This window comes from Paenibacillus sp. 203 (assembly GCF_037027525.1).
GTDB lineage: Bacteria > Bacillota > Bacilli > Paenibacillales > Paenibacillaceae > Paenibacillus > Paenibacillus polymyxa_B.
Genome location: NZ_JAXCHD010000005.1, coordinates 74,627 through 87,667 on the forward strand (window position 1 = coordinate 74,627; position 13,041 = coordinate 87,667).

Consider the following 13,041-nt stretch of genomic DNA (forward strand, 5'->3'; position numbering starts at 1 on the left):
TGTCAACCTGATTAAGATGTTACAGGGAAATCAGGAGGGCCTTTACTAACGGTATATGAGGTGGATGCGGATATGAATTCTACTGAATTAAAGAAACATTTTATTGAAAAATATGGTGAAAGCAGCAATGAACTGCGGATATTTCATGCACCTGGACGTGTCAATCTGATTGGAGAGCATATCGACTATAACGGTGGTTATGTACTCCCGGCTGCGCTGGAATTCGGAACGACGCTAATCCTTCGTGCGCGCAATGATGATGAAATTCATTTTGCTTCGACAAACCTGTCGTATGAAGTGTCTATCCCCCGTGGAGAAATAGGTAAAAACAAAACGGATGAGTGGGTGGACTATCCGGTGGGTGTGCTGGTGGAGTTGGCTGAAAAGGGAGTTCATCCGTCTAACGGATATGACCTGCTCTATCATGGAGAAATACCGAATGGTGCTGGATTATCCTCCTCAGCCTCCATTGAGGTTGTTACAGGATATGCGTTTCTCACGATCGAAAAACAGGAAACAGATACGGTCGAAATCGCTTTGTTGTCCCAGCGGGCAGAAAACAATTACGTTGGTGTCAATTGCGGTATTATGGACCAGTTCGCTGTAGCGAACGGAGCAGCTGATCATGCAATTCTTCTGATGTGCGATACGTTGGAGTACCGTAAAGTGCCATTCCGCACGGGGGCTTATAAGCTCGTGATCGGCAATACAAACAAGCGTCGCGGTTTGGTGGACTCAGCCTATAATGAGCGTCGTAGCCAGTGTGCCGAAGCACTGTCCATTTTACAGCAGCAGAAGCCGTCATTGGAATACCTCGCTCAGCTGGATGAGGCACGTTTCGGAGAGCTTCAGCATCACATCGCGGACCAAACAGTGTGTCGGCGGGCACAGCATGTGGTGGAGGAAAACGCTCGTGTGCTGGCCTCTGTCGATGCTCTCGCAGCGAATGAACTTGCAGCTTTTGGTCAGTTAATGAATGCTTCTCATGATTCATTGCGCGATTTGTATGAGGTCAGCTGCACGGAGCTGGACGTCATGGTTGAAGAAGCACGACGCATTCCTGGCACGCTGGGTGCTCGTATGACAGGAGCCGGATTTGGAGGTTGTACGGTTTCATTGGTTCATGAGGACGATGTGGAACGTTTTGTGAAGGAAGTCGGCGAAGCTTATCAGACCCGCACAGGGCTGGAAGCCAGCTTTTATGTATGCAAGGCAGGAGACGGAGTAAAAGAACTGAAGGAGGACGAATAACATGGCCATTTTAGTCACAGGTGGAGCTGGATATATCGGTTCACATACCGTAGCAGAACTGTTGGATCTGGGAGAAGAAGTTGTGGTGCTGGACAATTTGCAAACCGGGCACAAAGCAGCATTGCTTGGAGGCAAGTTGTATGAAGGGGATTTGAGGGATAAAGAACTACTGTCCAAACTGTTCTCTGAAAATAGTATCGATGCAGTTATCCATTTTGCAGCCAATTCGCTGGTTGGAGAAAGCATGCAAAATCCTGGTAAATATTATGACAACAATGTATTTGGCACGCTGAGCTTGCTGGAGGCGATGAAGGATGCTGGAGTGCGCCGAATCGTGTTTTCCTCTACTGCGGCTACCTACGGCGAACCGGAAAAGGTGCCGATTGAAGAGGGAGACCGTACAGAGCCAACCAACGTGTATGGTGAAACAAAGCTGATGATGGAGCGCATGATGTCGTGGTTTGATAAAGTTTTAGGCATCAAATATGTGTCTTTACGGTATTTTAATGCGGCTGGTGCGCATGAGAGCGGCAAGATCGGTGAAGATCACCGACCAGAAAGCCATCTGATCCCGTTAGTGCTCCAGACAGCCTTGAAGCAACGTCCACACATCGCTGTGTTTGGTGAGGATTATGCGACACCTGACGGCACGTGTGTTCGGGATTACATTCACGTGAGTGACCTGGCAGATGCTCATGTGCGTGCAGTAAATTACTTGCGCGAAGGCAATGACAGCAACGTATTCAACTTGGGCAATGGACAGGGCTTCTCTGTGAAAGAAGTTATTGAGACGGCACGCAAGGTCACTGGACTCGACATTCCAGTTGTTACAGAGCCGCGCCGCGCAGGAGATCCAGCGATATTGGTTGCATCTTCTGACAAGGCTCGTTCGGTGTTGGGCTGGAGTCCAGCACGTACCCAATTGGAGGATATTATTAGCGGAGCATGGGGATGGCATCAGTCGCACCCTCACGGCTACGGCGACGAATAGACGGGAGACGATGACATATGAGCGAGCGCCAATCCACAGATAAAGGCCAAGGCCGGGAACATTCCCGGCATCTGGCCCATGACATCGACGAAACTGTGCAGCAATCGGCTCTATATGCGGTGGAACAACTGGTTGCATTCGCACAAAACAAGGGCTTGATCGGTCCGCAAGATACAGATTACAGCCGTAATCTGCTGTTGGAGCAGTTTGGGTTTTCGGAGCCTTATTCAGGTGGGGAAGCAGGGGGCATTATGGCCCCCGAAGCTCTCCAGCCTGTGCTTAATGTATTGATAGATTATGGTTTTGCCATAGGACTTATCCCTGAAAACACAGATACGTATCGCGATTTGCTTGATTCCAAAATCATGGGACTGTTGATGGCGAGACCGTCTGAAGTCATCCGTGACTTTCATCAAACGGAGGATAAACGTGGCATAGAGGCGGCGACAGATGCTTTTTATCAATTATCCATCGATTCGAACTACATTCGAATGGATCGGGTTGCCAGCAATGTGTACTGGAATCAGTCGACATCTTACGGAGATATGGAAATCACGATTAATTTGTCCAAGCCAGAAAAAAGTCCTAAAGAAATTGCGATGGCGAAGCTTTTGCCGCCGCCTGTTTATCCCAAGTGTCAATTATGCCGTGAAAACGTCGGATATGCAGGAAGAGTAAATCATCCGTCCCGTCAAAATCTGCGTATCATTCCGGTGGAATTGAATGGGGAGCCGTGGTTTTTTCAATACTCACCCTATGTGTATTACAACGAGCATTGCATCGTGTTCCATCATGATCATGTACCGATGAAGCTTACGAAGGATACACTGCGGCGATTGCTGGCCTTTACGAAAGCGTTTCCGCATTATTTTATTGGCTCCAATGCGGATCTGCCGATTGTCGGCGGATCGATCCTGACCCATGATCATTTTCAGGGTGGTCGTCATACATTCCCAATTGAAAAAGCGGGTGTGGACGGTGTATACCATAATGAAGCGTTCCCGCAGGTTACAGCAGGGATTGTAAACTGGCCGATGTCGGTCATCCGTTTTACGTCAATAGATGCCGAGGCGCTGTTGGAGGCGGGAAATGCTGCTTTTGAAGCCTGGAAAGTTTATAGTGATCCTGTAGCTGATGTCCTCTCTCATACAGAGCAGGAGGGGGAAACGATTCCACATAATACTGTGACGCCGATTGTGCGCCGAGATTCCGAAGGCAGGTATCAGATGGATCTCGTACTGCGTAACAATCGAACGAGTGAAGAGTATCCGGAAGGTATTTTCCATCCTCATCGCGAGATGCATCACATCAAGAAGGAAAATATCGGTCTGATCGAAGTTATGGGACTTGCCATATTACCGGGGCGGCTCAAGGATGAACTGGATGGGATTGCAGATATTTTGTGTGGGGATGACAAACTGGCTGTGGCTATGCAGCAGGAAGGACATCCACTGTTTAAGCATGCAGACTGGATTTATCAGTTAAACACTCGGTTCGGTCGTTTGCCTGACAAGGAAACGGCTGTTCGTACCGTACAAAATGAGGTTGGACTGAAATTCAGTGAAATTTTAGAGCATGCAGGAGTGTATAAACGGAATGAGTCCGGGCAGCAGGCGTTTGGTCGTTTTATGAAACAATTGGGATATACTTTGGGAGAATAAAATCGCTGGTGCAGCACATAATACACTACGAGAACCCTCCCAAGATATGACATGGAACCATGCTCCTCAAGGAGTGTGGTTTTTTTCTGAAAATAAAGCATATTTGTTTCCTGTAACCGAAAAGGTTATAATAGAGTAGTTTCTTAACATTAAACTTTAGAACTATTGGAGGCGAGCGTTTGCGATGAAAGCATTCGAATTTTATAATCCTACACAATTGATCTTCGGTAAAGGACAATTGGAGGCTCTCAAGCGTGAAGTTCCTAAATATGGTAAACGTGTACTGCTTGTATATGGCGGCGGCAGCATTAAGCGCAGCGGTTTGTACGATAATGTAATAAGTTTGCTTGGTGAAATTGGTGCAGAGGTAACGGAACTGGCTGGTGTAGAACCGAATCCTCGCTTATCTACAGTACATAAAGGCGTGGAATTGTGTAAAAAACATCAAATCGACCTTGTTCTGGCTGTAGGCGGTGGTAGTGTGCTGGATTGTTCCAAAGCCATTGCTGTTGGTGCAAAATATGATGGCGACATGTGGGATTTTGCAGAGCGTAAAGCGGCACCACAGGCAGCATTGCCATTAGGTACAGTTTTGACCATGGCAGCTACCGGTTCTGAAATGAATGCGGGTTCTGTTATTACAAATGAAAAAACACAGGAAAAATTGGGATGGGGTAGCGTATTTGCGTTCCCTGCGTTTTCTATTCTTGACCCTGTAAACACATACTCACTGCCACAAAATCAAACCGTTTACGGAATCGTAGATATGATGTCACATACGCTGGAGCATTATTTCCATTTGGAATCCAATACTCCGGTCCAACTTGGCTGGTGCGAAACGATTTTACGTACGGTCATGGATGCGGCTCCAGGTCTGGTCAACGATCTGGAAAACTACGAGCTGCGTGAAACGATTATGTATTGTGGTACGATGGCGCTGAACGGCTTCCTGAACATGGGGCTGACAGGTGACTGGGCTACTCACAATATCGAGCATGCGGTGTCTGCTGTTTATGATATTCCACATGGTGGAGGACTGGCTATTCTGTTCCCGAACTGGATGAAGCACAATCTGCATGTGAAGCCTGAACGCTTCAAACAACTGGCCGTCAATGTATTCCATGTAAACCCAGAAGGCAAGAGTGATGAAGAAGTGGCGCTGGAAGGTATTCAGGCGTTGCGTGATTTCTGGAACTCGATTGGTGCACCAAGCCGTCTGGCTGATTACGATATTGATGCGTCCCAAATCGATGTTATGGCTGATAAAGCTGTGAAATTCGGATCTTTTGGTGGCTTTAACAAGCTTAATCGCGAAGATGTAGTCGAAATTTACAAAGCCTCTCTGTAAACCGATATTTGTATCATTTTAAGCACGTTTGTGCGTCATTAGACGTACGAACGTGCTTTTTTGGGTTTGATCTGGGATATCGGAGGAAAATTTTGAAACTTTTTAAGGTTGAATACGTAAACATAGTTATAGACTGGAAACCAGACTGAAAAGGACATGGAAGGAGGAGTCGCATGGAAACCATATTTTGGTGGTTATTGGCAGGGGGCGCTATCTTTACCGTAGTCAGTGTGCTGATTGGAGATGTACTCGGTAGTTGGCTGGATGGTGCATTGGAGTTGCCGGGCCTCGATTGGTTCAGACCTGTCGTTTTACTTGGAGCCATGACCGCTTTTGGCGGAGCTGGAGTACTGCTGACAAAGTATACTGGGCTGAGCATGGGGTGGGTCGTCGTGCTTGCTTTAGGGATTGCGTTTGTCATCGGAATACTCGTGTTCTTTGCGTTTATCAAACCCATGGCGAATTCGGAGGTATCTAGCGGCTTCTCCATGCGTGAGCTGACTGGCCGGATCGGTGAGGTCACCATTCCTGTACCTGAGGTTGGTTACGGGGAAGTTATGATCCGCTTGGGTGCAGGCAACACCATACATACGGCATCGAGCTTCGATCACAAACCGCTTGCTGCGGGAACCCGTATCGTCGTGGTTGAGGTCGCAGAGGGCGTCGTCCGCGTAGCGTACCTGGACACATAGACGGCGCATTCGATTATCTTGAAGGGAGCGTGATCGGGAGTGTCAAATTTGCAAGATATTGTGTTAGTCCCTGGGATTGTTGTCATCGTTATCGTTATATTAGGGATCGCTTTTTGGGCCCGTTACAAAACGGTAGGACCGGATGAAGGGATGATCGTGACGGGCTCTTTTCTGGGAAATAAAAATATTTCCGAGGATGACTCTGGACGCAAAATTAAAATTGTACGCGGCGGGGGGGCCTTCATTTGGCCAATTTTCCAGCAGTCCGAATTCATCTCTTTGTTGTCCCATAAACTGGACGTAACCACACCGGAAGTGTATACGGAGCAAGGAGTTCCCGTGATTGCGGATGGTGTGGCGATTATCAAGGTCGGCAGTTCCATTGAGGATGTGGCTACAGCAGCCGAGCAGTTCATCGGGAAGCCATTGGAGGCTCTTAGAGGAGAGGCTCAGGAAGTGCTGGAGGGACATTTACGCGCAATCCTCGGTTCGATGACAGTGGAAGAAGTTTATCGTAATCGGGATCGGTTTGCGCAGGAAGTACAGGGCGTGGCTGCTCGTGATCTGAAAAAGATGGGCTTGCAAATCGTTTCATTCACCATCAAAGATGTGCGTGATAAGCACGGATATCTGGATGCGCTTGGTAAGCCGAGAATTGCCGCTGTGAAACGGGATGCTGAGATTGCAGAAGCCGAGGCTGTGCGGGATGCCCGGATTCAGAAGGCACGTGCGGAACAGGAAGGCCAGAAGGCCGAACTGCTGCGGGATACCAACATTGCGGAGGCAGCCAAGGAGAAGGAACTGAAAGTGGCTTCGTTTAAGAAAGAACAGGATACAGCGAAGGCAGAAGCCGATCAAGCTTATCACATCCAGGAGGCCCGTGCCAAGCAGACTGCTGTCGAAGAGCAGATGAAGGTCGAGCTGGTGCGCAAAGAACGGGAAATTGATCTTCAATCCAAGGAAATACAGGTACGTGAAAAGCAATATGATGCGGAAGTGAAAAAGAAGGCAGAAGCCGATCGGTATGCGGTCGAGCAAGCGGCGGAAGCAGATAAATCGCGTAAAATGCGTGAGGCTGAATCGCTGCAATACTCGATTGAGACACAGGCTAAAGCGTCAGCTGAACAAAAACGTCTTAACGGGCAAGCAGAAGCGGATGCCGAACGCGCCAAAGGTACGGCGGACGCAGATGTCATCCGTTTGCGTGGACTTGCAGAAGCGGAGGCCAAGGAAAAACTGGCGGAGGCGTTCCAAAAGTTTGGAGAGGCCGCCGTGCTCGATATTATCGTGAAAATGTTGCCTGATCTGGCTGGACGTATTGCCGAACCGATTGCGTCCATTGATAAACTCACCGTAGTTGATACGGGAAAAGGAGAAGGAGCAGCGCGTGTCAGCAATTATGTCACCGAACTGATGGCTACGGCACCCGAGATGCTGAAGAGTGTATCCGGTATTGATGTGGAGCAGTTAATCAAGGGGTTGACCACGGGGAAAAAAGGCATTCATTCCGTGCCGCCTTCCGGTGAAGCGAATAAGCAGCCTCTTCCAGCCTCGGTGGAGGTAGCGCTAACAGATAAAGAATAACGATAAGTCTTTGGGGAGCATTTATCCCTAACCAAAAGACCGCTTTTCATCACAGCATTTCCCGGCAATGTGATGAAAAGCGTTTTCTTTTTATTGACCTTTAGCCGAATATTTGGTACTTTAACGTGGATTCCTCTGAGCTTCATGCTATAATTCTTAGGATCAAGGTTCTGATAAAAGAGGTGCGGATGTGAGCAGCCTAAAAGTGGCCAAAGCGCTGAATAACAATGTGATTATAGGGATGCATCCCGAGCATGATGAGGTTGTCGTGATTGGAAAAGGAATCGGTTTCAATCGCAGACCCGGCGATCTTATGCCGTTGGATTCAGTTGAAAAATTATTTATATTAAAAAGCCATGAAGAACAGGAGCAATACAAACGGTTGCTTCCTGAGCTGGATGAAAAGCTCATTGAGGTCATCGGTGAGGTGCTTCATCTTGTTCAGCTTCAAGCTAAGAAGCCTCTAAATGAGCACATACTGATTGCTTTAACTGACCATATCGCTTTTTCCATCAACCGTCATAAACAGGGAATTACGATTCATAATCCGTTTTTGTATGAGACTAGGGAAATATATCCTCAGGAATACAAGATGGCTGAGCAGGCTGTTGCTTTAATCAGGGATAAGATGGATGTAGATCTGGGAGAAGATGAAATCGGATTCGTGGCCCTGCATATTTATAGTGCCATGACAAACCAGCATATCTCCGAGGTTAGGAAGGATTCTCGTCTGATTGCTGATATGGTTCAGGTTGTCGAGACGACACTGGATTATCGTATTCCTCTTCAATCCCTTGATTATTCTCGACTGCTGACTCATCTGAGGTTTGCGATTGAACGTGTGCGCCGGGGAGAAATTGTGCAGGAGATTTATCGATTGGACAAGCTTTTGAATGAGGAGTATCCGGAAATGTATATGCTGGCCTGGAAGCTCACGAAAATTATGGAGAAAAGACTCCGTAAATCTGTGTACCCGGCTGAGGTTAGTTATTTGACAATGCATCTGCAACGGTTGTCCCAACGCAAAGAGCAGGGGGAGCAACAAGAGTGATAAAACCGGAATAAAAAAGTATTGCCTCGCATTTAGCGGGGTGCTATAATCAATTCTGCAATGAGGAAGACAACAACTGAACATTTAACGTGTTACTGATTCGATCAGGCATGAGTTGTTTTAAGTTATGATTGTTTACAGCCTACTGGGGCAAGCTATATCCCAAGGTTGTTTTCAAACATACTTAAATCGGCTCATGCCTTTTTTGTTGTTTTGCCTCTGTTCTAAATTTCAGAGAAGGATGTGGAAGGTATGTTTAAAAAGCTTTTCGGCGTTTTACAGCGTGTCGGTAAAGCATTAATGCTTCCTGTAGCGATTTTGCCAGCTGCGGGGCTTTTGTTGGGTATCGGTAACATGCTGGTCAATCCTGATTTTCTCCAGTACATTCCGGCATTAAATGCGGGCTGGGTTCAATCGGTAGCGACGATCATGATGAATGCCGGACAAATCGTTTTTGATAATCTGGCCCTGTTGTTCGCAGTCGGCGTAGCCGTCGGTCTGGCGGGCGGTGAAGGTGTAGCCGGTTTGGCTGCCATCATCGGTTACCTCGTTATGAACATTACTTTGGGTACAGCCGTGGGTGTCACACCTGGTCTGATTGCTCAAAAAATACCGGGTTATGCGAACGTGTTGGGTATTCCAACGCTTCAAACCGGGGTGTTCGGCGGGATAATCATCGGTATACTGGCCGCGGCCATGTACAACCGCTTTTTCAAAATTGAGCTTCCTTCGTATCTGGGCTTTTTCGCGGGTAAGCGTTTCGTTCCAATTGCAACGGCGGTGTCCTCACTGATTGTCGGGCTTGCGCTGGTTCTGATCTGGCCTCCAGTTCAACAAGGACTTAACGCAGTATCTCACTTTATGGTGTATTCCAACCCGACTTTGTCGGCGTTCCTGTTCGGGGTTATCGAACGCGCGCTTATTCCATTTGGTTTGCATCACATCTGGTATTCACCGTTCTGGTTTGAATTTGGTGAATATGTTAACAAAGCAGGTCAAACCGTTCACGGTGACCAGCAGATCTTCTTCAGCCAGCTTCGTGATGGAGTGGCGTTGACAGCAAGTACGTTCCAAGTGGGTAAATTCCCATTCATGATGTTCGGTTTGCCGGCAGCAGCGCTTGCAATGTACCATGAAGCAAGACCAGAACATAAAAAATATGTAGCAGGTATCATGGGTTCAGCAGCATTGACTTCGTTCTTGACAGGTATTACGGAGCCACTGGAATTTTCCTTCCTGTTCGTAGCTCCACTGCTGTTTGCAGTACACTGTATATTCGCAGGTCTGTCATTTATGACCATGCAAATTTTACATGTCAAAATCGGTATGACCTTCTCAGGCGGATTTATTGACTTCCTGATTTTCGGGATCATTCCAACCCGTACGCCTTGGTGGTATGTAATCATCGTCGGTCTGATTTTGGCAGTGATTTACTACTTCGGATTCCGGTTCATCATACGGAAGTTCAACTTGAAAACACCAGGACGTGAAGAAGCTACAGAAAATGTGGATGGCGCAGCAGCCGGTAGTAGTGATGAGCTCCCGCACAACATTTTGGCAGCTTTCGGTGGTTCATCAAATATCAAGCATCTGGATGCTTGTATCACACGTCTTCGGATCGAGGTTAATGAGAAATCGAACGTTGACAAAGCTCGTCTGAAGCAACTTGGCGCATCGGGTGTCCTTGAAGTCGGCAACAACGTACAGGCAATTTTCGGTACACGTTCCGACACCATTAAAACTCAAATGGCAGATATCATGGCTGGACGTACACCTGCACCAGCTCCGGCGCAACCTGCTCCACAAGAGGAGAAGGAAGCTGGGGAAGAACAACAAACCATTATTGTAGAAGATATTGTAATGCCTGTTAACGGCGAATTGGTTGATATCTCGACGGTTCCCGATCCGGTATTTGCAGAACGTATGACAGGTGACGGCTTTGCGGTCGTGCCAAATGATGGAACGATTGTGTCCCCTGTTTATGGTAAAGTATTCAATGTATTCCCGAGCAAGCATGCGATTGGTATTCAATCCGATGGCGGTAAAGAAGTGCTTGTTCATATCGGGGTGAATACCGTGAAGCTTAAAGGGCAAGGATTTGACGTTTTGGTGAACGAAGGCGATCTTGTGTCAGCCGGCCAGCCTATTATGAAAGTAGACCTGGAATACGTGAAGGCAAACGCTAAATCCATCATTTCACCTGTCATTTTTACCAACCTTCCAGAAGGTTCTTCGGTAACTTTAAACAAAACTGGAGTATTGAAGGCTGGCGAAGATGGTATAATTACGATAAAATAAACTCTATGTGTTTCGGATTAGTTGATTAGGCGGCTTAGGCCGTCTCATCAATGATCTGGTATACTGCGTGTAAACAAATATTATCTTTAGGAAAGTGGGAGGAACAAATTATGCAAACAACTTTTAGAATTACGGATGAAGACGGTATCCATGCACGTCCTGCAACTGCACTGGTAAATACAGCTAACAAATTCAGCGGTGCTGAATCTTTTGCCGAAGCTAACGGTAAAAAAGTAACTTTGAAATCCATTCTGGGTGTATTGTCTCTGGGTCTGGAACAAGGTGATACTATTAACATTATCTGCGAAGGCGCTGAAGCTGCCGAAGCACTGAAAGCTCTTGAAAATGTAATCGTTAACGAAGGGCTGGGCGAAGTTCATGCTTAAAATTTCCGGGATTGCCGCTTCGGCAGGCATAGCCATTGCCCGGGCGTTTATCTTGGAGCATCCGAATTACGCTGTAGAGAGACGCGCGGTTGGTGATGTTGAAGCTGAAATCGCGAGATTGGATGCGGCTTTGGTACAATCTCAAACCGAATTGGAATCGATTAAGGAGAAAACGCTTCAGGAGCTGGGAGAGAAAAAAGCAGAAATTTTTGCATCTCACCTGCTCATCCTGAATGATCCTGAATTGATCGATCCGGTTAAAGCTAAAATCAGAGACGAGCAGCTTAATGCTGACTATGCTTTGAATGAGGTAGCTACACAGTTCATTTCCATGTTTGAAAACATGAAAAGTGCCTATTTGCAAGAACGCGCATCGGACATGCGTGATGTAACCAAGCGGATCCTGAATCACCTGCTTGGTGTTCATTTTGTTAGTCCTGCAGAAATTGCCGAAGAAACGATTGTGCTTGCAGAAGATTTGACACCTTCCGACACAGCTCAGCTGAACCGTGAATTTGTTAAAGGTTTTGCAACGAACATCGGCGGACGTACTTCGCATTCGGCCATTATGGCTCGCTCACTTGAAATTCCTGCAGTTGTGGGAACGAAAAATATATTGTCTCAAGCTAAAAGCGGCGATTTGATTATCGTTGATGGTTTGGATGGTCACGTATTCGTGAACCCAACCGAAGAGATTGTTGCGGAATACCGTGCTAAACAGGTGGCATACGACAAGCAACGCGAAGAGTGGCGCAAGCTGCGCGGCGAAGCTACAGTTTCTGTCGATGGTGTCCATGTCGAACTGGCAGCCAATATTGGTACGCCTAATGATGTAGCTGGTGTTCTGGACAACGGTGGTGAAGGCGTTGGCTTGTACCGTACGGAGTTCTTGTACATGGGACGCGATAAGCTTCCATCCGAAGAAGTACAGTATACGGCGTACAAAACCGTTCTGGAAAGAATGGAAGGTAAGCCGGTTGTAGTCCGTACTTTGGATATCGGTGGCGACAAAGAACTTCCATATCTGGACCTGCCGAAAGAAATGAATCCGTTCCTCGGATTCCGTGCTATTCGTCTGTGTCTAGATCGCCAGGATATTTTCCGCACTCAATTGCGTGCTTTGTTGCGTGCGAGTGTGCATGGTAACCTGCGCATCATGTTCCCGATGATTGCTACGCTGAACGAATTCCGTGAAGCTAAAGCTGTTTTGTTGGAAGAAAAGGAAAAGTTGGTAGCCGAGGGTGTATCCGTATCTGAAGAAATTCAGTTGGGCATCATGGTAGAAATTCCTTCTACAGCGGTATTGGCTGACCAATTCGCAAAAGAAGTAGATTTCTTCAGTATCGGTACAAACGATCTGATTCAATACACAATGGCAGCGGATCGCATGAACGAGCGGGTTTCTTACCTGTATCAACCATACAATCCATCCATTCTGCGTCTGGTGAAAATGGTTATTGATGCCGCTCACCGTGAAGGACGTTGGGTTGGTATGTGTGGTGAAATGGCAGGAGATACAACAGCAATTCCGTTGCTGCTGGGTCTTGGACTTGATGAGTTCAGTATGAGCGCAACTTCTATTCTGCCAGCACGTAGTCAAATCTCCAAGTTGTCCCGTGCGGACATGGAAAAACTGGCTACAAAAGCTCTGGACATGCAAACAGCAGAACAGGTTGTTGAATTGGTTCAAAGCATCGAAGGCTAAGGAAGGGTATTACATTTCAAAGGTTATATCTTTTTCCAACAAAAAAATTGCTGTGTACATACAGCAGCCGGTAT

At 47.2% G+C, this 13,041-nt stretch carries 10 protein-coding genes; all 10 read left to right on the forward strand.

Features of this window, described 5'->3' with window-relative positions:
• Positions 1–72 precede the first annotated feature (72 nt).
• The 10 genes from WA407_RS12780 to ptsP all read left to right on the forward strand — a co-directional run bounded on the left by WA407_RS12780 (position 73) and on the right by ptsP (position 12,967).
• Positions 73–1,251 carry a galactokinase gene (locus WA407_RS12780; protein ID WP_235308854.1) on the forward strand — a complete coding sequence of 393 codons (1,179 nt, stop codon included), beginning with the start codon at positions 73–75 and terminating at the stop codon, positions 1,249–1,251.
• Position 1,252: 1 nt separating this feature from the next.
• Positions 1,253–2,242 (forward strand): UDP-glucose 4-epimerase GalE, encoded by a 990-nt coding sequence (gene galE / locus WA407_RS12785; RefSeq protein ID WP_023989887.1) that lies wholly within the window; start codon positions 1,253–1,255, stop codon positions 2,240–2,242.
• A 17-nt stretch (positions 2,243–2,259) separates the two neighbouring features.
• On the forward strand, positions 2,260–3,903 hold the full coding sequence (locus tag WA407_RS12790; protein ID WP_336077488.1) for a UDP-glucose--hexose-1-phosphate uridylyltransferase: 1,644 nt from the start codon (positions 2,260–2,262) through the stop codon (positions 3,901–3,903).
• A gap of 184 nt (positions 3,904–4,087) precedes the next feature.
• Positions 4,088–5,251 carry an iron-containing alcohol dehydrogenase gene (locus tag WA407_RS12795; RefSeq protein ID WP_235308856.1) on the forward strand — a complete coding sequence of 388 codons (1,164 nt, stop codon included), beginning with the start codon at positions 4,088–4,090 and terminating at the stop codon, positions 5,249–5,251.
• A 173-nt stretch (positions 5,252–5,424) separates the two neighbouring features.
• The gene (locus tag WA407_RS12800) at positions 5,425–5,943 is read left to right on the forward strand and encodes a protease (protein WP_235308857.1); all 519 of its coding nucleotides are present in this window, start codon (positions 5,425–5,427) and stop codon (positions 5,941–5,943) included.
• Positions 5,944–5,991: 48 nt separating this feature from the next.
• Positions 5,992–7,527 carry a flotillin family protein gene (locus tag WA407_RS12805; RefSeq protein WP_254351109.1) on the forward strand — a complete coding sequence of 512 codons (1,536 nt, stop codon included), beginning with the start codon at positions 5,992–5,994 and terminating at the stop codon, positions 7,525–7,527.
• A gap of 190 nt (positions 7,528–7,717) precedes the next feature.
• Positions 7,718–8,578 carry a glucose PTS transporter transcription antiterminator GlcT gene (gene glcT / locus WA407_RS12810; protein WP_336077489.1) on the forward strand — a complete coding sequence of 287 codons (861 nt, stop codon included), beginning with the start codon at positions 7,718–7,720 and terminating at the stop codon, positions 8,576–8,578.
• A 252-nt stretch (positions 8,579–8,830) separates the two neighbouring features.
• Positions 8,831–10,876, forward strand: coding sequence for a glucose-specific PTS transporter subunit IIBC (ptsG, locus tag WA407_RS12815; protein WP_061829260.1), 2,046 nt, complete (start codon positions 8,831–8,833; stop codon positions 10,874–10,876).
• Positions 10,877–10,986: 110 nt separating this feature from the next.
• On the forward strand, positions 10,987–11,262 hold the full coding sequence (locus tag WA407_RS12820) for an HPr family phosphocarrier protein (RefSeq protein ID WP_013372579.1): 276 nt from the start codon (positions 10,987–10,989) through the stop codon (positions 11,260–11,262).
• Positions 11,255–12,967: a phosphoenolpyruvate--protein phosphotransferase gene (ptsP, locus tag WA407_RS12825; RefSeq protein WP_103049341.1), complete on the forward strand. Its 1,713-nt coding sequence runs from the start codon at positions 11,255–11,257 to the stop codon at positions 12,965–12,967. The genes WA407_RS12820 and ptsP overlap by 8 nt, the downstream gene beginning before the upstream one ends.
• The last annotated feature ends 74 nt before the right edge of the window (positions 12,968–13,041 follow it).